At 68.4% G+C, this 19987-nt stretch carries 15 protein-coding genes; 8 read left to right on the top strand and 7 right to left on the bottom strand.

Annotation, left to right across the window (positions count from 1 at the left end; genetic code table 11):
* Nucleotides 1-72: 72 nt before the first annotated feature.
* From CVO96_RS17790 to CVO96_RS17775, 4 genes are all read left to right on the top strand, one after another.
* Nucleotides 73-2421, top strand: coding sequence for a heavy metal translocating P-type ATPase (locus CVO96_RS17790; protein WP_243398494.1), 2349 nt, complete (start codon nt 73-75; stop codon nt 2419-2421).
* Between the two features lie 11 nt (nt 2422-2432).
* The gene (locus CVO96_RS17785) at nt 2433-2849 is read left to right on the top strand and encodes an ArsR/SmtB family transcription factor (RefSeq protein WP_103313780.1); all 417 of its coding nucleotides are present in this window, start codon (nt 2433-2435) and stop codon (nt 2847-2849) included.
* Between the two features lie 246 nt (nt 2850-3095).
* Nucleotides 3096-3359, top strand: coding sequence for a cold-shock protein (locus CVO96_RS17780; protein ID WP_103313925.1), 264 nt, complete (start codon nt 3096-3098; stop codon nt 3357-3359).
* A gap of 195 nt (nt 3360-3554) precedes the next feature.
* Nucleotides 3555-4550 (top strand): tyrosine-type recombinase/integrase, encoded by a 996-nt coding sequence (locus CVO96_RS17775; RefSeq protein ID WP_103313779.1) that lies wholly within the window; start codon nt 3555-3557, stop codon nt 4548-4550.
* Between the two features lie 239 nt (nt 4551-4789).
* Here CVO96_RS17775 and CVO96_RS17770 read toward each other — a convergent pair whose 3' ends face one another.
* The 4 genes from CVO96_RS17770 to CVO96_RS17755 all read right to left on the bottom strand — a co-directional run bounded on the left by CVO96_RS17770 (nt 4790) and on the right by CVO96_RS17755 (nt 9192).
* Entirely contained in the window at nt 4790-5737 is a 948-nt protein-coding gene (locus CVO96_RS17770) for a GDP-L-fucose synthase family protein (protein ID WP_103313924.1), read from the bottom strand.
* An 8-nt stretch (nt 5738-5745) separates the two neighbouring features.
* Nucleotides 5746-6792, bottom strand: coding sequence for a GDP-mannose 4,6-dehydratase (gene gmd, locus CVO96_RS17765; protein ID WP_103313778.1), 1047 nt, complete (start codon nt 6790-6792; stop codon nt 5746-5748).
* Between the two features lie 192 nt (nt 6793-6984).
* Nucleotides 6985-8046: a UDP-glucose 4-epimerase GalE gene (gene galE / locus CVO96_RS17760; protein ID WP_103313777.1), complete on the bottom strand. Its 1062-nt coding sequence runs from the start codon at nt 8044-8046 to the stop codon at nt 6985-6987.
* Nucleotides 8047-8091: 45 nt separating this feature from the next.
* A complete protein-coding gene (locus CVO96_RS17755) occupies nt 8092-9192 on the bottom strand; it encodes a mannose-1-phosphate guanylyltransferase (RefSeq protein WP_103313776.1) in 1101 nt (366 codons plus the stop codon).
* Between the two features lie 168 nt (nt 9193-9360).
* Between CVO96_RS17755 and CVO96_RS17750 the strand changes: the two genes are divergently transcribed.
* The 4 genes from CVO96_RS17750 (at nt 9361) to CVO96_RS17735 (ending at nt 16225) form a co-directional block, all read left to right on the top strand.
* Nucleotides 9361-10767, top strand: coding sequence for a phosphohexomutase domain-containing protein (locus CVO96_RS17750; protein ID WP_103313775.1), 1407 nt, complete (start codon nt 9361-9363; stop codon nt 10765-10767).
* Between the two features lie 181 nt (nt 10768-10948).
* The gene (locus CVO96_RS17745) at nt 10949-13282 is read left to right on the top strand and encodes an Ig-like domain-containing protein (protein ID WP_243398493.1); all 2334 of its coding nucleotides are present in this window, start codon (nt 10949-10951) and stop codon (nt 13280-13282) included.
* Between the two features lie 157 nt (nt 13283-13439).
* Nucleotides 13440-14444, top strand: coding sequence for a WD40 repeat domain-containing protein (locus CVO96_RS17740; protein ID WP_103313773.1), 1005 nt, complete (start codon nt 13440-13442; stop codon nt 14442-14444).
* Between the two features lie 788 nt (nt 14445-15232).
* Nucleotides 15233-16225, top strand: coding sequence for a glycosyltransferase family 2 protein (locus CVO96_RS17735; RefSeq protein WP_165795420.1), 993 nt, complete (start codon nt 15233-15235; stop codon nt 16223-16225).
* 250 nt (nt 16226-16475) lie between these two features.
* Here CVO96_RS17735 and CVO96_RS17730 read toward each other — a convergent pair whose 3' ends face one another.
* The 3 genes from CVO96_RS17730 to CVO96_RS17720 form a co-directional block, all read right to left on the bottom strand.
* Nucleotides 16476-17276: a GumC domain-containing protein gene (locus CVO96_RS17730; RefSeq protein ID WP_103313771.1), complete on the bottom strand. Its 801-nt coding sequence runs from the start codon at nt 17274-17276 to the stop codon at nt 16476-16478.
* Nucleotides 17277-17473: 197 nt separating this feature from the next.
* The gene (locus CVO96_RS17725; protein ID WP_243398492.1) at nt 17474-18175 is read right to left on the bottom strand and encodes a WecB/TagA/CpsF family glycosyltransferase; all 702 of its coding nucleotides are present in this window, start codon (nt 18173-18175) and stop codon (nt 17474-17476) included.
* Between the two features lie 101 nt (nt 18176-18276).
* Complete coding sequence (locus CVO96_RS17720; protein ID WP_165795419.1) at nt 18277-19785, bottom strand: O-antigen ligase family protein; 1509 nt, start codon at nt 19783-19785, stop codon at nt 18277-18279.
* Between the last annotated feature and the right edge of the window lie 202 nt (nt 19786-19987).

Here is a 19987-nt window from a genome sequence, read left to right as displayed (position 1 = left end):
CACGTACAGCTTCACCCTCAGCTCTTGCCTCTCGCTCACATATCTGAGCACTTGCTCAGATATTATCTGGCCATGACCCGGCCGCCATCCGCCACGACTCCGGACATCCGGCCGCCGACGCTCCGCTATCTCGTGGACGGCATGGACTGTGCGAGCTGCGTGCAGAAGGTGGAGCGGATGGTCGAGCGGCTGCCAGGCACGGCGGCGGTGAAGACCAGCTTCACCCGGCAGACCCTGCACCTGGAGCTTGATGAAGCCCAGACCCCTCGCCAGACGCTGGAGCGTCATCTGCGCTCCCTTGGCTATGTGCCGACCCTGCAGGCGGGCACGGCAGCGCCGTTCCCCCAGGCTCCAGCGCAGCAGGATCACGCCCAGCCCAGTCACGCCGGACATGATCACGCGGGCCACGACCACCCAGCCCCTTCCGCCGACCCCCAGGGCGATCATGCCGGACACGTCCACGCCGCCCTGCCGGCGGGCCAGCCCTGGTACGCCAGCGGTCAGGGTCGCCTCGTGATCACGTCCGGGGTGCTGCTGGCGATGGCGTGGCTCTTCGGCCGGGTCGAGCCCACGCTGTCGGGGCCCGCGTACGTGGCGGCCACCGCGCTGGGCGTCTGGCCGCTGATGCGGCGGGCGGTGGCCAGCGCCCGGCTGGGCGACCCCTTTTCCATCAACATGCTGGTCTCGCTGGCAGCGCTGGGCGCCCTGATGATCGGACAGGCGGCCGAGGGCGCGGTGGTCGTGTTCCTCTTCGCCGTGGGTGAACTGCTGGAGGGCGTGGCGGCGGGCCGGGCGCGGGCCGGGGTGCAGGCGCTCTCGGCGCTGACCCCCAAGACCGCGCTGCTGCTCGAGGACGGCACCACGCGCGAGGTGCCGGCGGGCGAGCTGCGCGTGGGCCAGACCGTGCAGGTGCGCCCCGGGGCCCGGGTGCCGGCCGACGGCACCATCACCGCCGGCACCTCCAGCCTGGACGACAGCCCGGTGACCGGAGAGAGCGTGCCGGTGGTGAAGCCGCCCGGAGCGCGCGTCTACGCCGGCAGCATCAACCTCGACGGCGTGCTGAGCGTCCAGGTCGACCGCTCGGCCAGCGACAACACCATCGCGCGGATCATCCAGCTGGTCGAGGAGGCCGAGGGCAGCCGGGCCGCCACCGCCCGCTTCATCGACCGCTTCAGCCGCGTCTACACCCCGGGCGTGGTCGCCGTCTCGGCCCTGGTGGCGCTGCTGCCCCCGCTGCTGACGGGCGCCGAGTGGCATCCCTGGCTCTACCGGGGCCTGACCCTGCTGCTGATCGGCTGCCCCTGCGCGCTGGTGCTGAGCGTGCCGGCCGCCGTCACCAGCGCCATCAGCGCGGGCGCCCGGCGCGGCCTGCTGATCAAGGGCGGCGCCGCGCTGGAGGCCATCGGCTCGGTCAAGACCGTGGCCTTCGACAAGACCGGGACGCTGACCACCGGCCGGCCCCGCCTCACGGATCTGAGCGGGCTGGGCCTCGACCGGCTGGACGCGCTGCGCCTGGCGGCGGGAGTGGAAGCGGGCAGCGACCACCCGCTGGCCCGCGCAGTCACGCGGGCGGCCAGCGACGCCGGGCTGAGGATCCCGGCCGCCGAGGGCGCCCTCGCCCTGCCCGGGCAGGGCGTCCGGGCCACGGTCGAGGGCCGCGCCCTGTGGGTCAGCTCGCCTCAGCACGCGGCCACGATGGTGGCCCTGCCAGAGGGGCTGCTCGCCACGCTCACCAGCCTGGAAGGGCAGGGCAAGACGGCCGTGATCCTGCACGGCGACGGCCAGGCGCTGGGCCTGCTCGCCATGCGCGACGAGCCCCGGCCGGACGCGGCCCAGACCCTCGCCCGGCTCGGTCGCCTCGGCATCCGCACGGTCATGCTGACCGGCGACAACGCCCGCACCGCTCAGGCCGTCGCCGCAGAGCTGAGCCCGTCCGATTCCAGTCGCCCGGCGCCGGGCCTGGACGTCCACGCCGGCCTGCTGCCCGAGGACAAACTGCGCGCCATCACCGCGCTGCGGGCCGGGGGCGGCGTCGCCATGGTCGGGGACGGCATCAACGACGCGCCCGCCCTGGCCGCCGCCACCGTGGGCGTCGCCATGGGGGGCGGCACCGACGTGGCCCTGGAGACCGCCGACGCCGCCCTGCTGCGCGGCCGCATGGGCGACGTCGCCGATCTGGTGCAGCTCTCCCGCGACACCATGACGAACATCCGCTGGAACATCGCCCTCGCGCTGGGCCTCAAGGCCGTCTTCCTGATCACCACGCTGCTGGGCACCACCACCCTGTGGATGGCGATCCTGGCCGATACCGGCGCCACGGCCCTCGTCACGGCCAATGCCCTGCGGCTGCTGGGCTGGCGGGGCCACGACCGCGCTCCCCTGGCCCGCCGAAACCGCCGGCCCGAGGCGGTGTCCCGGTGAGCACGGCGAGAATGACCTTGCCAGCCCCTGGAGCCCGGACGGCCGCCGGGGTCAAGGCGGGCGGGGCGAAGCCGGGCGCGGCCGCCGAGGGGGAGGCACCCCGCGTCCTCCATCCGGCGGCCGTCCGGGTGGCCCGGGGAGCGGTACCGGGGGGGACGGCGGCCGAACAGGCGGCGGGCCTGCTCAAGCTCGTGGCCGACCCCACCCGCCTCAAGCTCCTGAGTGCCCTGAACGCCCATGAGCTGTGCGTCGGCGACCTCGCGGCGGTGGTGGGGATCAGCGAGAGTGCCGTCAGCCATCAACTGCGGCTCCTCAAAGACGGCCGGGTGGTCAGCGCCCGCAAGGCGGGCCGGGCCGTGTACTACCGGCTGCTGGATCACCACGTCACCACCCTGATCCAGAGCGCCCTCGACCACGTTCAGGAGTAGGGTCTGAATTCCCGATCCCCGACGTTCCAGACGGCCTCGCCGCCCCGTCTCCATCGCCTGCCGCCGCGACCCGCCCCGGCTCCGGCACCCCCCGCCGGTCGAGGGCCGGCCGTTTGTGAGCCCATTCCGAACAGGGTGGCCGGGCGTGGTGTATACTCGCCCTGAAGTTTTCCTTCACGACGCGAAGTCAGGCGGCGCAAGGCTTATCGAGCGCCGCTTTGTGTTGAGAAAACTGGGGAGTTGATGATGGCTGTAGGTAAAGTTAAGTGGTTCAACGCAGAAAAGGGTTTCGGGTTCATCCAGACGGAAGGGAGCCCCGACGTGTTCGCGCACTTCAGTGCGATCCAGAGCACCGGCTTCAAGAAGCTCAACGAGGGCGATGAAGTCGAGTTCGAGATCGAAGACGGCCAGCGCGGCAAAGGCCCCCAGGCCCGCAACATCGTGGTCACCAAGGCCGCTCCGGTGAGCGATCAGGGTGCCCGCCCCCAGCGCCGCGACGACCGCTGGTAATTCTCAGCCTATCCAGGGAGAACCCGTCGTGGTTCTCCCTTTTTGCATGGCGAGGCCGGACGTGACACGGAGCGGGAGCCGACTTTCATCTCAGCACCCTTTCCAGCAATACTTTTTCACCTAAGACTGCTTAGGTGAAAATCTGCTAGCATCTGCCCAGATGCCCCGCCCATTTCCCTTGTCCGGTCTCGTCGCATGACCCTCGCCCTGTACCGCGCCACCACCCTGGCCCAGGCCGACGAGTGGCTGAACCTCCACGACGACGAGATGCGCCGCCGGGCGGTGCAGGCCGCCGGGGACAAGGACGTCGGCGTGCTGGTCTCGCTGACCCGGGCCTACCTGACCCAGCAGAGCCGCAGCGGCGTGCTCACGAGTGGGCGCACCGTCGAGGCCTACTCGCTGGGCGTGCGCCAGTTCGTGGAGTACGCTGCGGGGCGCGCGCTGAACCTGCTGCGTCCGGGCCGGCACGACGCGGCGCGCTACGTACAGGCCATGCTCGCTGCCGGGCGCCAGCCGGCCGGCGTGCAGCTCAAGGTCGCGGCGGCGGGCTGCCTGTACCGCGCCCTGCGCTGGGCCGGGGCCACCGAGGCCGATCCCTTCCGGGACGTGAAGGTGCCCAGAGACCCCACCTCGGGGCTGGACAAACGCCCGCCCTACTCGGAGGACGACCTGATCGACGTGCTCGAACACGCCGATCCCCACGAGCGGTTCCTGCTGTTCCTGATCGCCCACGCCGGGCTCCGCATCAGCGAGGCGCTGGCGCTGACCTGGGCGGATCTGGACGAGCAGACCCGGCGCATCCACGTCCGCAGCGGCAAGGGGCGCAAGGCCCGGCGGGTGGCCATGAGCGCCCGGCTGGCCCGCGCGTCGCGGCAGTTCCGGCTCCTCGCGGGGCCGGGCGGCCCGGAACACGCGCGCTACCGCCCGAAAAGCCGCGCCCCGGAGTTCGTCTTCCGCTACGCCACGCAGCAGGCCGCCCGTTACCACCTGCAGCGGCTGTTCGCGCGTGCCGGCGTGGAGTTCCGGGGCTTCCATCCGGGGCGCAAATACGCCGGCACCCGGCTGCTGCAGCAGGTGAAGGACTTCGGACGGGTGGCCGCGCACCTGGGCCACGCCAGCGTCGACACCACCCGCAGCGGCTACGCCCGACTGGCCGCCGACGACCTGAAGGACGAGCTGGCCGGCTGGTAGGGGCGCCCGGCCCAGGTCTTTCTCCCCTCAGCGCCGCGCGCAGGCCCCTTCCTGGCCCTCCTGTGAGCTCGCGTAATTTTCGAGCGCTGGGCGGGCGTTTTCGAGTGGCCGGCTGGGGGAACGGTGCCGGGCACCCGAGAAACGGCGTCCTCACAGCTCCAGTTGCCGTGATGAACAGCGGCGCGTCCCGCTCGATGGAACGGGACGCGCGTGGGGTGGAGGCAGGGCTCAGGCCCGGGTCAGTGGGCGGCCAGCGCCTCGGCCCGGTGCGCGAGGTACCACGCCAGCGTCCGGGCCACCCCGTCGTGCAGGCTGGTGCTCGCCTCCCAGCCCAGGGCGCGCAGGCGCGAGACGTCCATCAGCTTGCGGGGCGTGCCGTCGGGCTTGCTGGCGTCGAAGACCAGGGCACCCGTATAGCCCACCGCGTCGGCGATGACCTGGGCCAGGTCGCGGATGCTCAGATCCTGCCCGGTGCCCACGTTGATCGGGCCGGCCTCCGAGACCCGCTCCATCAGGAACAGCGAGGCGTCGGCCAGGTCGTCGACATACAGGAACTCGCGCAGGGGCGTGCCCGAGCCCCAGACCTCGACCTGGGGGGCGTGCGCCTCCTTGGCCTCGATCATCTTGCGCAGCAGCGCCGGCAGGACGTGCGAGCCCTGGAGGTCGAAGTTGTCGCCGGGGCCATACAGGTTCGTCGGCATGGCGCTGATGAAGTCCGAGCCGTACTGCGCGCGGTAGTGGTCGCACAGCTCGATGGCGGCGATCTTGGCCACGGCGTAGGCGCGGTTGGTCTCCTCCAGCGGCCCGGTCAGCAGGTACTCCTCCCTCAGGGGCTGCGGCGCCAGGCGGGGGTAGATGCAGCTCGACCCCAGGTTGAGCAGCTTGCGGACGCCATGTTCGTGCGAGGCGTGGATGACGTTGGCGGCGATCATCAGGTTGTCGTACAGAAACTGCGCCGGGTAGGTCGAGTTCGCCAGGATGCCGCCGACCTTGGCGGCCGCCAGGAACACGAACTCCGGGCGCTCCTGGGCGAAGAAGGCCCGCACCGCCGCCTGATCGCGCAGATCCAGCTCGCGGCTGGTGCGGGTGATCAGGCCCGTGTAGCCCTCGGCCTGCAGGCGGCGCAGGATGGCGCCCCCCACCAGACCCCGGTGCCCGGCCACGTAGATGCGGGAGGTCTTCTCCATGGTGCCCATCAGGTGTTGCCCACCCCCTTGAGGGCGATCTGGTGCCCGGCGTCGATCAGGGTCTTTTCCTGGCCCGCCAGCTCCAGGTCGTGCTCGACCATCTCGCGCACCAGCTGCTCGAAGGAGGTCTTGGGCGTCCAGCCCAGCGCCTCGCGGGTCTCGCTGGCGTCGCCGAGGAGGTAGTCCACCTCGGCCGGGCGGAAGTAGCGCGGGTCGATCTCGATGTAGTCCTCGGCGTCCAGGCCGACCAGCGCGAAGGCCCGCTGGGCGAACTCGCGCACCGAGTAGGCCTCGCCGGTGGCGATGCAGTAGTCGCGCGGCGTCTCCTGCTGCAGCATCAGCCACATGGCCTCCACGTAGTCGCGGGCGTGGCCCCAGTCGCGCTTGGCCTCCAGGTTGCCCAGGTACAGCTTGGGCTGCAGGCCCATCTTGATGCGCCCGACCGCGCGGGTGATCTTGCGGGTCACGAAGGTCTCGCCCCGGCGTGGGGACTCGTGGTTGAACAGGATGCCGTTGCAGGCGTAGAGGTCGTAGGCCTCGCGGTGGTTCACGGTCTGCCAGTAGGAATACACCTTGGCAACCGCGTAGGGGCTGCGCGGGTGGAAGGGCGTGTGCAGGCCCTGGGGGGGCGCGGCGGCGCCAAACATCTCCGAGGAGCTGGCCTGGTAGAAGCGCACCTGCTTGCCCGTCCGGTCCTGATAGTCGCGGATGGCCTCCAGCAGCCGCAGGGTGCCCAGGCCGGTCACGTCGGCGGTGTACTCGGCCTGGTCATAGCTGACCTTCACGTGGCTCTGGGCGCCCAGGTTGTAGACCTCGTCGGGCTGCACGCGCTCGATCAGCATCCGCAGGCCCGAGGCGTCGGAGAGGTCGCCGTAGTGCAGCAGCATCCTCGCGCCGGTCTCGTGGGGATCCTGGTACAGGTGGTCGATGCGGTCCGTGTTGAACGTGGACGAGCGGCGGATCACGCCATGCACCTCGTAGCCCTTGGAGAGCAGCAGTTCGGTCAGGTACGATCCGTCCTGGCCCGTGATTCCCGTCAATAACGCTCGTTTCATGTTCTCACTCCTGTGCTGGGGCGGCTCTCGCCAGAGGGGTCGCGCCCGGCGCTGGCCGTCTGCCGGGCCTCTCACTGGTCAGGCCAGACGTCCATCCGGACGGCCCGGCTCCCCGCTGCCGGCAGCCTACCTCACGCCATCTGGCCCCACAAGCCGTTTCAGCGGCGCTAATTCAGGATCTGCACCGGCTGCTCAGCCGCCCCGGAGCCGTGCTGGACGCACTTCGTTCCAGCGCAGGGCGTCGCGGATGGCCTCTTCGGTGCTCAGCCGGGCCGACCAGTCCAGCAGGGCGTGGGCGCGGCCGGTCTCGGCGCACGCCCCGGCGCTGTCGCCGGGCCGGCGCGGCGCGCCCCGGTGGGGCAGGGCCTGGCCGGAGGCCCGCTCGAAGGCCTGCACGAGTTCGCGGACGGTCACGCCCTGACCCGTACCCAGGTTGACGGGAAGGAAGGAGTCGTCCAGGCCGGCCGCCGCCGCCCGGTCGAAGGCCTCGTCGAAGCCCTCGACCGCCCGGACGTGGGCCTGGGCCAGATCCCAGACGTGGATGTAGTCGCGCAGGCCGGTGCCGTCGCGGGTGGGGTAGTCCGTGCCGGTGATCTGGAATTCGGGCGCGCGGCCCGCCGCCACCTCCAGGATGCGGCCCAGCACGTGAGAGGGCTGATCGAGGTACGGCCCGCTGCGCATCGCCGGGTCGGCGCCCACCGGGTTGAAGTAGCGCAGCGCCAGGCCGCGCGCGCCGCCGGCGCGGCACAGGTCTTCCATGATCTGTTCGGTCATGGCCTTGGTGCGGGCGTAGGGGCTCAGCGGGCGCAGCGGGCTCTCCTCGGAGACGCTCAGGACGCCGGTGGAGTCGTAGACGGAGGCGCTGGAGCTGAAGATCAGCCGCCGGACGCCGTGGTCGATCAGGCGACTGAACAGGGCCAGCGCGCCCGTGACGTTCGAGGCGTAGTACCGCCCGGGCTGGGCCACGGATTCGGGCACCACGATCAGCGCCGCGAGGTGGATCACCGTGTCGATGGCCGGGTGCTGGGCCAGGACGCGCTCCAGCAGGGGGCCGTCGGCGATGTCGCCCCGGTAGAAGGGCCGCCCGCGCGTGAACTCCTCGCGGCCCTGCACCAGCGAGTCGAGGATGACCGGCGTGTGCCCCCGGTCTTCCAGCGCCGAGCAGACCGTGCTGCCGATGTATCCGGCCCCGCCGGTGACCAGCACGGTGCGGGGCGGGGATACGGCGGAAGCCAGCTCACTGGGGGCGGTCATGGGCCGAGCATAGCAAGCGGGCGCGGATCGCCCGGGAAGCGCGCCTCAGGCGAAACGCTCGAGCTCCGGCGACTTCTTGAGCTGCTGCACGACCGTCTTGATGTCCTGGGTGCGGTCTTTGCGCACCACCAGCGTCACGTCGCCGGCGCGTACCACCACCACGTCCTCCAGCCCGATGGTGGCGATCAGGTCGTCGCCGCCCGTGGTGTAGAGGATCGCGCCGCCGGTATCCAGGCTGACCGTGCGGCCCACCGCCACGTTGCTGCCGTCCCCGCTGGCGTCGCCCTTGAGCAGCCGCTCCAGCGCGTTCCAGTCGCCCAGGTCGTCCCAGCCGAAGGAGGCGGGGATCACGACGACGTTCCGGGCGCGCTCCAGGATGGCGTAGTCCACGCTGATCTTGGGCAGGCCCGGGTACGCCGCCCGCAGGCCGCCGCGGATGCGGGCCGCCTCGGCCATCGGGCCGTAGAGTTCGGGGGCCAGCGTCTCGAAGGCGCGCAGGATGCTCTGCACGCGCCACACGAACATGCCCGAATTCCACAGGTAGCGGCCGGTGGCCAGGAACTGCCGGGCGGTCTCGGCGTCGGGCTTCTCGGCGAAGCGCTGCACCCGGTAGACGCCCGAGGCCGGCTGCCCGGCGTCCAGCTGCCCGGCGTCCAGTTGCTCTGGCCCCTGCTCGATGTAGCCGTAGCCGGTGGCCGGATACTGGGGCGTCATGCCGATGGTGACCAGGTCGTCGTGGGCCTGGGCGTAGGCGATGGCCCGGCGCAGCACCTCCGAGAAGGCCTCCGGGTCGTCCACCCGGTGATCCGCCGGAAACACGCCCATGATGGCGTCCGGCTCGTCGCGGGCGATGGTCAGGGCGCCGTAGAGGATCGCCGCGGCCGTGTCGCGCGCCACCGGCTCGACCAGCAGGTTCTCCAGCGGCAGCTCGGGCAGGTGCTCCAGCACGTTCGAGCGCTGGTCGTTGGCGGTCACGACCAGCAGCTGATCCATGCCCTCACTCAGGGCGCTCAGGCGGTCGGCGGTGACCTGGATCAGGCTGCGGCCGCCGGCCTCCAGGGTCAGGAACTGTTTGGGCTTGTGTTTGCGCGAGAGGGGCCAGAAGCGTTCGCCGCTGCCGCCTGCCAGGATGACCGGGTAGAACATGGAAACTCCTTGAGCACGTGAGAAAGCACCTGAGAACGGGGGCCAGCCGGGATGCGGCGGGCCGGCGCCGGCCTTCATGATGACATCCGGCGCCCGCCCGCTTCAGGAGCACAGCCTTCAGGAAGCTGGAGTTGGCGATCCTCCGGGGGCACGCTAGCCTGCGCCTTGATGAAGCTGACTTTCGGAACCGACGGCTGGCGCGGCGTGATCGCCGACGAATTCACAGTGGCGAACACGCGCCGGGTGGCGCTGGCGCACGCCCAGGCCCTGCGGGCGGCCGGGGGACGCGCGGCGGCGGTCGCCCACGACACGCGCTTTCTCGGCGAGCGCTTCGCGGCGGTGGCGGCCGGCACGCTGCAGGAGGCCGGCCTGGACGTGACGCTGCTGCGCGGCGCGACCCCCACCCCGGCGCTCTCGTTCGCGGTGAAAGCCGCCGGACTCGCCGGCGGGGTGATGATCACCGCCAGCCACAACCCGGCCATCTACCAGGGCTACAAACTCAAGGGAGCCTACGGCGGCAGCGCCACCCCCGATCTGGTGGCCGAGGTCGAGGCGCGCCTGGACGCCCCGCCCATCCCGGCCCCGGCCGGGACGCTCGCGGAGACCTCGGTTCAGGACAGCTATCTGGAGGCCGTCAGCGGGCGCATCGACCTGGGCGCCATCGACCGCGCGGGCGTCCCCATCTACCACGACGCCATGCACGGCGCCGCGAGCGGCTGGCTGGAGACCTTCGCCGGGCGCTTCCTGAAGGTGCCGTTCCACGGCCTGCGGAACACCCCCAGCCCGCTGTTCGGGGGGGTCAACCCGGAGCCCACCCCGCCCAACCTGGCCTTCACCCTGGAGGCCATGCGCGCCGTGTCCGGCCCGGCCTTCGCAGTCGTGACCGACGGCGACGCCGACCGGGTGGGCGCGGTGCTCTCCGGCGGGCGCTATTTCAACAGCCACCAGATCTTCGCGGTGCTGCTGCACCACCTCGCCCGCCAGGGGGGGCGGGGGCGGGTGATCCGCACCGTCTCGACCAGCGCCATCATCCAGCGCCTCGCCGAGCACCACGGCCTGGAGGTCGTGCAGACCCCGGTGGGGTTCAAGTACGTCACCGAGGCCTTCCTGGAGGGCGACGCCGACCCGGCGCGGGCCGTGCTGATCGGCGGCGAGGAGTCCGGCGGCATCGGAGTCCAGGGCTGGCTGCCTGAGCGCGACGGACTCTTCAATGGCCTGCTGCTGCAGGAGACCATCGCCGCGAGCGGCCTGGGCCTGGACGAGCAGTTCGCCGCGATCGAGCGCCTGACCGGCATGAGCCACCACTACGACCGCCGCGACCTGCACCTGTCGGGCGACCTCGACCGAGGCGGGCTGAGGCAGGCCACCGCGGAGACCACCAGCCTGCAGGGGCACCGGGTTGAGGAGGTCGTGACCCTCGACGGCGTGAAGCTGGTGTTCGACGGCGGCTTCGGGATGGTGAGGGCGTCGGGCACCGAGCCGGTCGTGCGGCTGTACGTGGAGGCGCCCAGCGACGCCGAGGTGCAGGCGATCCTGAAGCAGCTGGAGGGGCTGGCGCGGCGTTTCGTGCGCTGAGGCCGGCCGCGCCCTCCCCCGCTCATCAGGAAATCATCATGATCGGGGGAGAATCTTAATCCTGAGAAAAGCAGCCTGGAGAAACGTTTGGGTAGCGATCGTGCCGCTAGATTTCCCACGAAGTCCAGCCCGTGCCCTGACACGAGTGAACACATCCCGAGCACCGATGAGGAGCCCACCTATGTCGATCCCTACCATCCGCTTGACGGCCGCGTCCCTGGTGCTGACGGCCCTGCTGGCTGCCTGCACCCCGCCCAACCCCCCTGACCAGGGGCCGGGGCCGGGGCCCGAACCCACCGACAGCGCCATCGTCTCCATCAACTTCCAGCCGGCGGCCAGTCCGGTGCCCACGGGCTACCTCGCCGATACGGGCGCGGCCTACACCGACGCGCGCAAATTCGGCTGGGTGCGGCAGGACAGCCTGGGCCAGCCCTCGGCCAGCCACGTGCCCCTGGACATCACGGCCAACACCCGCGACCGCGACGCCGCCGGGGTGGACGCCCGCCTCAAGACGCTGATCCACATGCAGTACACGGCGGGCAGCAGCTCCCAGGGCGGCGTGAGCACCCCGGCCGCCTGGGAGTACGCCCTCGCCAACGGCTCGTACACCGTGACCGTGGCGGTGGGCGACCCGCTGAACACGGACTCCTCGCACGCCATCAATCTCGAGGGGCAGCCGGCCATCACGGCCTTCGCGCCGTCCAACACCCAGCGCTTCACCACCCTGACCCGCCGGGTCACCGTGTCCGACGGCCGCCTCACGGTCGAGGCCAAGGGCAGCAACACCAAGCTCGACTACGTGATCATCGCGCCGGGCGAGCGGCCCAGCGTCAGCAAGTTCTCGCCCCAGGACGGGCAGACGCTGGTCGACCCGGCCGCCGGTCTGGCCGGGGATCTCAACCTGCTGAACAGTTCCAGCGCCAAGGGCAACGGGGTCGATCCGGCCACGCTGACCAGCAGCACCATCAAGCTGACCGAGGTGTCCACGAACGCGGCCGTGCCCTTCGCGCCGAACACCTCGGGCGGCGGCGACGTGCTGGTGGTCAAGCCCTCGGGATCGCTCAAGCCCAACACCAAGTACCGCCTGGAGGTGACCAGCGGCGTCAAGGACGTCAACGGCGTGGGCTTCCTGCCGGTCACGACCACCTTCGTCACCGGCTCGGGCAGCACCACGGGCGGCACGCTGGCCTTCGATCAGGTCGCGCTGCCCACGGTGCCCTCCGAGAACGCCTACACCTCGGTGGAGATCGGCAAGGACGGCAAGCTGTACGCCTCCACGCTGGACGGCAAGATCCTGCGCTTCCCGATCAACGCGGACGGGACGCTCGGGGCGGCCGAGACCCTGACCTCGCTGCGCGACCGCCAGGGCCCGCGCACCATCATCGGCCTGAAGTTCGATCCGGCGTCCACGGCCGACAACCTCATCCTGTGGATCAGCAACAACGAGTACTACGACGTCGTGAACAAGAAGACGCCCGCCGACTGGAGCGGGAAGATCACGCGCCTGAGCGGGCCGAATCTGGAGAACGTGCAGGATTACGTGGTGGGCCTGCCGCGCTCGGTGAAGGATCACATGACCAACTCGGTCAACTTCAAGACCGACAACGCTGGCCGGGCCAGCGAGCCCAACGTGCTGTACATCCTGCAGGGCAGCCAGTCGGCGATGGGCGCCGCCGACCCGACCTGGGGCAACCGGCCCGAGCGGCTGCTGAGCGCGTCCCTGCTGCGCCTGGATCTGAACAAGCTGCCCGCCGGATCGCTGCCGCTGGACGCCAAGACGGGGGACGGGGGCACCTACAACCCGTACGCCCCGGGGGCCCCGCTGACCCTCTACGCCACCGGTATCCGCAACGCCTACGACATGGTGTGGCACACCAACGGCCAGCTGTACGTGCCGACCAACGGCTCGGCGGCGGGCGGCAACACGCCCGGCACGCCGGCCGGCACGATTCCCTGCGCGGACGGCACCACCTACACGGGTGAGAGCGTTCCGGCGCTGGCCGGCGCGAGCACCCAGAACGACTACCTGTTCCGGGTCGTGCCGGGCGGCTATTACGGTCACCCCAACCCGCTGCGCTGCCAGTTTGTGATGAACGGCGGCAACCCCACGAACATGACCGATCCCGCCGAGGTCGTGCCCGTCGACGCCCGCGCCGGGTATCCGGTGGGCACGAAGCCGGACGCCAACTACCGGGGCTTCGCCTTCAACTTCGGCGAGCACGCCTCGGCCAACGGGGCCATCGAGGAGTACACGACCAGCGGCACCTCGGCGCTCCGGAACAAGCTGCTCGTGGTGCGCTACAGCAAGCAGAAGGACATCGTCGTGCTGTCCCCCGGCGCCGACCTCAACATCGCCAGCGCGCAGGAAGGGGTGGCCGGGCTGGCCTTCGCCACCGGCACCTCGACCCTCTCGCCGCTCGATCTGACCGAGAACCGCACGAACGGCTACCTGTACGTGGCGCTGCTGGACGAGTCCACCGGCAAGGGCTCGATCCGGCTCGCCCGGCCCAAGTAGGCCCTGCTCCACCGCACACCCGTCCGTCTTCCCCGCGCCCGCCAGCTCCGTCTGGCGGGCGCCCTGTCTGCAGCCGCCGCCTGCATCAGCCGGACGTCATTTGCCGCCTCTAGACTTCACCCGACGTGCCCGCCCTCCTTCCCGACAGGTGACCTCCATGAACGCACCCCGACTGCTGTGTCTCGCCGCTCTGCTCCTGGCCGCCGTGCCGGCCGGGGCGACCATCCTCTCCCCCGCCCCGCCCGCCCTCGCGGCGCCGATGCGGGTCAGCGCCCAGCTCACCCTGAACGGCGGCGCGGCGCAGGCGGTCACGTTCAGCCCCCGGGGAGATCTGCTGGCCACGGGCGACGGCTCGGGGGCGCTGGGCCTGTGGACCCGCGGTGGGCGGCCCGTGGCGACCATGCAGCAGCCCGGCGGGATCTCCGCGCTGGCCTTCTCGCCGGACGGCCGCTGGCTGGCCACCGCCGGCACCGATGGCCGCGTCCGGGTGTGGAACGTGCTCACGCGCAGCCTGCGCTGGACGCTGAATCCCGAGACCTTCTTCGTGACCTCGGTGGCCTTCAGCCCCGACGGCCGGACGCTGGCGAGTGCCGGCGGCGACACCGTGCCGGGCTCGGGCGACAGCATCAAGCTGTGGAACCTCGCGTCCGGGCGCCTGCAGAGCAGCCTGCCCGGGCACGGCGACGTGGTGACCTCGGTGGCCTTCGACCCGGGCGGCACGCGGCTGGCGAGCGGCAGCCGCGACCGTACGGTGCGGCTGTGGAACCTGAGGTCGCTGACCCAGGAGCGGGTGCTGACCGGCCACGGTGACTATGTCAGCGCGGTCGCCTTCTCGCCAGACGGGCAGACGCTCGCGAGTGCCAGCTGGGACGCCAGCGTTCGGTTGTGGGACACCGCCAGCGGTCGGCTCCGCGCTGCCCTGCAGGGCCACACGGCGCCGGTCACCAGCCTCGCCTTTTCGCGCAGCGGCGCGCAGCTCGCCAGCGGCGGCCAAGACCGCACGGTGCGCCTGTGGAATCCCGTCCAGGCCACGGCCGCGGGCGTGCTCGACCTGCACCGGGACACGGTGACGGCTCTGGCCTTCGGCAGCCAGGGACTGCTTGCCAGCAGTGGCGGCGGCGACCGGCTGGTGGCGCTGTGGGGAGCAGTCCCGCGACCTTAGGCGGTGCGCCGATACACACAGCTCGTGCAAACTGCCTCAAGACGCCCCGCGATCATGCCCGACGCAAACTGCCGGGGAACGGGGCGAGTCTGGTTTGGGGCTGGTCGGCTACTCAGTGAATGCCAGAGCGTCCGTGCTGAACGCAAGAGGCGACGGAGGTCTATGTCGAGGCAGACGACACCGACCCCCATTGAACCCACCCATCTGACCCGTCTGCGCTGAGCGGGGCCCGGGACGCATGGGTTCACTGTGATCAGCCGTGGCTGCCAGTTTGGCTTGTGAGGTGGTGGTGCCCGCTCCGATGGGCGGGCATGACGGTGTCCGATCCTTCGTCAGGGTGACGAATGCTTGACCAGTCGTGGACGGCGGTAGGGCTCTGGACGCCGCCGTACCCTGAAGCCGAGGCATAGGGAAAGATCACGAGGAAGCGGTCAGCACGGGTCTGATAGTGAAGACTCGGTTTTGGCTCGCTAATCTCAATGAGTATATTTGAGTTGGATGTGATCCAGCATAATCTGTTCTGAATGCACGTCTTATCAATAACCGTAGTCATGAAACCCAGATTGACTATTAAAAACTGATGAAGATCCGATTTTTCCTCACAGCGCCGAGTTATGCCTGTCCGCTTGGGAAGGATGAAGAAGCAGAGGGCAGATGTGCGCCTCCAGCACTGGACGGTTGTGTACAGTCAAGGTTCTAAGGCTGGTGCCGAGCACGAGATCAATGTGTCGGTTCAGCGTGGAGCCAGGACAGTATTCGCAACAGCCTTGAGGAAGAGGTCGACTCTGATGAACCAGGTATCTTCTAATAACAATGTGCCGATGTTCGCCGTCATTGTACCGTTGTACAATGCAGCCGCCTACCTCGATGAGACGTTACGTGCCATCCAGGCGCAAACTTTCCGTGACTTCGAGGTCGTGATGGTCGATGACGGCTCGACGGACACGACCGCCGAACTGGCCCTCGGCTACGTCCGGCGCGATGAGCGATTTCATTTGATCCGCACCTCCAACAGGGGTATCTCGCCAAGTCGTAACACCGCGGTGACGCATTCGTCGGCTCCCTGGCTCGCGGTATGCGACGGCGACGACGTCTGGCTCCCGGAAAAACTGTCTTTACAGGCTGAATTCATCCGGGCCTGGGAGGTCAGTGGGAACCGGCCACTCGCTGCTGTGGGAACGGCCGGGCACTTCATCAATGCCGCAGGAGAGCGGTTCAGCGAAATCGATCCTCCACAGGAACCGTGGCCAGCCGACGCAGATCAAATCGACAGTTCACCGGAGTTGAAAATCATCAATTCCTCCGTTGTGTTTCGACGCGATTTCTTCCTCAAGGCAGGGCAGTATGGTTCCGACTATAAGGCCACTGAGGATCTTGACCTCTGGTTGAGGCTCCTCGAATACGGTTCCGTGGTCAATCTGCCAGAGCATCTGACGCTCTACCGAATGCACGGACTGAATCTATCGCACCAGTCATATATCCCCATGCTTCTTCACGCTCAGCGCTGTTATATCAATGCAGAAAGGCGGAAGTCGAGGCTCCCCCTGTATACGCATGAAGAGTATATCCACTCTCTCCGTCGTGATCCCACCAGCTATGAACTCATGGTGCGTTCCATGCGGCAGATGATGTTCTACAATATGGGAAAGGTGAACCTTCATAACCGGCGGTATTTTTTGGCCGCACGGGCACTCTTTATGGCGGCCGCCGCTGCTCCGAAAGACACTTTAAGACTCACCTCAAAGAGCAAAGTGGTAAGACGCCTTGCGGGCGCGCCCTAGCTTGTCGAGTCCAAAGGCTCATTTGAAGGTTGTTCAGGGCACCGAATACTTTCCACCAAAATAGAACTGGATCAAATGTTAGCGCCGCCGCACTTTGAGCGAAAGTGCGGCGGCATAGATCTTGGAATTGAGCCCTTGAATTGGGACGGGTCTACAGAGACTTATCTAGATTGGGAAGATGAAAGCTAAGAAGGTCAATATTTAGATCGATCAGGCGACCTGCTTCCACTTGGCGTGACTGATGTACCGACTAGTAGGGAGGAGATTGAGAGGCTACGGCTGGACGGAGATTGGCCAGGAGGAGGGTTAGGGCGATCGCCGTGACGAGGGTCAGGAGGGCGGAGAGCAGGGCACTCCGGACAGGCCGGGGGGCCACTGCACCCGTCGGCGTGATCGCTGCCGACACGATGTCGAGCGTCCCCGCCGCGCTGGCGGCCCGCGCCGATGTCAGCGCAAGGTTCTGGAGCAGGCGGTTGCGCGTATCCTGGTAGGCCGCCGCGTTGACGTTGTTGTCGGGCGTTTCGGTGTTCAGCGCTTCAAGCTGTTCCCGGATGCTGAGCAGGGCGCGCTCCATGCGCAGCTGTGCCCGTTTCACATCCCAGGCCACCAACGCCTTCACGCCGGCGTCCGTCAGCACGCGGGCAGCGACGGGCGTATTGGCCCGTCCGTTCACGGTGTACACGCCCCCAGAGTTGGACTCGTCGACGACCGTCAGCTGCAGGCTCCTCACATTGCCATTGGCGACCTCCGCGCCCAGTTTCGAGACCAGCAGGGTCTTTTCGGCTGCAGGCAGGTCGGACGACGACTGGATCCGTCCCATGACTGCTTTGACGACGGCCGGAGACGTCAGCGCTTCCCGGATGGCCCCGCGGGGCAGAGGTGGGGGCGTGAAGACGGTGTCGCTCAGCGGCGTATTGGTGTTGGCCGAGGAGAACACTGAGCTGCTGGCCTGATACACCTGAGGTTGGGCGGACGTGATGATGTACGCCACCACGCCAGCCAACAGGGTCGCACCCAGGATGGGCAGGGCAGAGCGCACCAGGGTACTCATGACCGGAAGGGTGTCGACATCAAGGCTACGTGGGCGCTGAACCGAGTCAATCATAGGGGAGTCCTTTCGACCTGTCAGGCAGGTCTGCTTTCGAGCGCAGATGGGAAACGGGAGGAGGAACAGGCGTTCAACCCTTCCACCTTATCGTGGAGAAGAATGCTGTGGCCGACGTAAACGATTCGTTGAATCCTGACGCTTCAGGACGATCGTGATTGACCGAGTCCCTTCGATGTGAGCCACTGCCGGAAGAACAGGGCCACAAAGCGCGGATTATGCTTCGCGTAGCGTTTCCACAGTCGCTTTGGCTCCATGATCAGCCTGAACAGCCACTCGAGACCCAGCCGCTGCACCACCGCAGGGGCCTGACGCACCCGCCCGGAGTGAAAGTCGAAGGCCGCCCCGATGCCCAGCATCACCGCCGGAATCCGTCCGGCGTGGGCCGCCATCCAGCGCTCCTGCTTCGGGCAGCCGATTCCGACGAAGACGATCCGCGCCCCAGAATCGACGATCTGACGGGTGTACGCATCGTCCTCAGCCGCCGTGAGGGGACGGAAGGGAGGGGCGATCAGGCACGGCAGCTGGATGCCGGGATACTTCTGACGCAGCACCTCGGCAAACGCCTCCAGGCTCTCCGGGGTTCCTCCGTACAGGGCGACCGGAAGTCCTTCCCGGGCCGCCCATTCGCTGACATGCAGGGTCAGGGTGGGCCCATACACTCGACTGGCGTCAGGGACTCCCAGCATCTTCAGCGCCCAGACCAGGGGCACGCCGTCCGAGGTGACCAGACTGGCCCCATTGACCACCGTCTTGAACTCTGCGCTGTCGTGGCTTTCCATCACCATGTGGACGTTCGAAGCGCAGACATAGCGAGATTCCCCAGCCTGGGCCCAGTGGATCACCCTGGATGTGGCGTCGGCGTAGTTGGTGGCGTCTACACGCATCCCCAGAATGGAGCGGGATGTGAGGCCGGAGTGGCCAGACGCAGTGGAACGCTCAGGAATCATACTTTCTCCCCACGCCTGTAGAGTTCCAGGGCGGCGATGCCGAACCCCAGCAGGCTCCAGTACCAGATGCCGCCTTGCGGGCCCTCGATGAAGACGTCGAAGGAGGCGTTGGTCATCAACGCCACCCAGTAGGCCAGGATCCAGAGGTGAACGTTCGCCCACACCAGGTGACCGGCTGTACGCGCCCTGAAGAAGGCCATCAGCAGGCTCCACGCGAACACCAGGTTGAGGGCGATCCAGCTGACCAGCCCGGGGACGCCGGAGCGGGCCAGGATCGAATAGTGGATGCTGTGAGGATTGCGGAGGGTCTGCTCCGAGTCGACCTGGAATCCGTCCGAATTGGCGAGATTGATTCCATACCCTTTGCCCGTCCAGAATTTGTCACCGTAGACCGTGTAGCGGGTTATCGTTCTCCACCAGTCCAGCCGCCAGGTGCGGGTTCCATCCACCACCGACACGCCGGTATCCCCAGTGATGCTCTGGACGTTCAGCAGGAGACCATCGAGCGACAGCTCACGGCCTGAGCTCATCTTGATCCGGGGGTCGACGACCACCAGGAGCAGCAGCATGCTGGCCGCCAGAAACAGGGGGCGGCCCCAGCGGCTGATGGGACGGAGCAGCAGCACACAGGCCAGGGCGGCCCCGACGGTCACGAGCGAGGCCCGTCCAGTGAGCAGGCTGGCGAAAGAAATCATCCAGAGACCCCACCACCACCATTCGGTACGCCGCCTCAGCGGGCGGGCTGACTGGGCGTGCTCCGGCGCAGCCAGGCGGTGAAGGCCCAGCATCAGGAACGCCATCACGCCAGCCAGATGAACCGCGAGATCCCCCCCCTTCACGAGCAGGATGGCCTGGGCGCTGATCGGCCAGGTGGGGATAGAAGGTTCGAACAGCCGGGTGATCCAGAACCCGAACGGTGCGGCCAGCAGAAAGTAGGGCAGTACACGCCCGTACCTCAGGATGACCTGCCTGAACCTGCCCAGATGCACCACGAGGGTCGCGACGATCAGAGTAAAGAGAGCGTAGTACCACGCCGCAGCGTCGCGGATGGCGTTGAGGCCGTATTTGCCTACGTAGGGCAAGGTGCTGCCCAGTCCGATCAAGATAAAGAGGGCGATGAGCAGCACCAGTCCCCTGGTATGCACCAGACGTGCCCCCCGCGCCCACGCCATCACCAGCCCGATGAGCCCCAGCCCGAGGGCCACTTCACCGATAAAGAGTGGCGGCACGCCCAGATAGGCATACCCCTTTCCCAAAAAGGCGTAGCCGGCCAGAGACACACCCAGAAGCCCGAGCGCGTAGGCTGGAAGCCGCGCCCCCATCTGAAAGAGGAGGGCCGCGAAGAGGGCCGCGGCGCTGGCAGCACCCGCCAGGAGTGGCTGCCGGAGGGCCAGGAGACCGATCAGCAGGGCAGGCAGGCCAATCAGTCCGGCCTGCAAGGTGGCCTGCAGGACGGCTGAGCGATCGAGTCGGTGGATGGGCGGCGGCTGTTCGGGCACAGTCATTGATTCTCCATGAGCGGGGGGGGTTCCAGGGGGAGCAGGGGCCAGCAGAATGACCATGTTGTCGGAGGAGTGCAGGGCTCCCGGCTCCGCTTCATTGAAGAGCCTAAACGATGAGGTGCCGAGCCGGGCGACTGCCACCCGCATGGTGAAGGAACGAGGCAGATCTTCCCGCCTTCCACGGTGATCCGGTCGCTCAACCGCC

This window comes from Deinococcus koreensis (genome assembly GCF_002901445.1).
Lineage (GTDB): Bacteria > Deinococcota > Deinococci > Deinococcales > Deinococcaceae > Deinococcus > Deinococcus koreensis.
The sequence above is the reverse complement of the archived record's forward strand: the minus strand, read 5'-3'. Positions and strand labels throughout refer to the sequence as shown.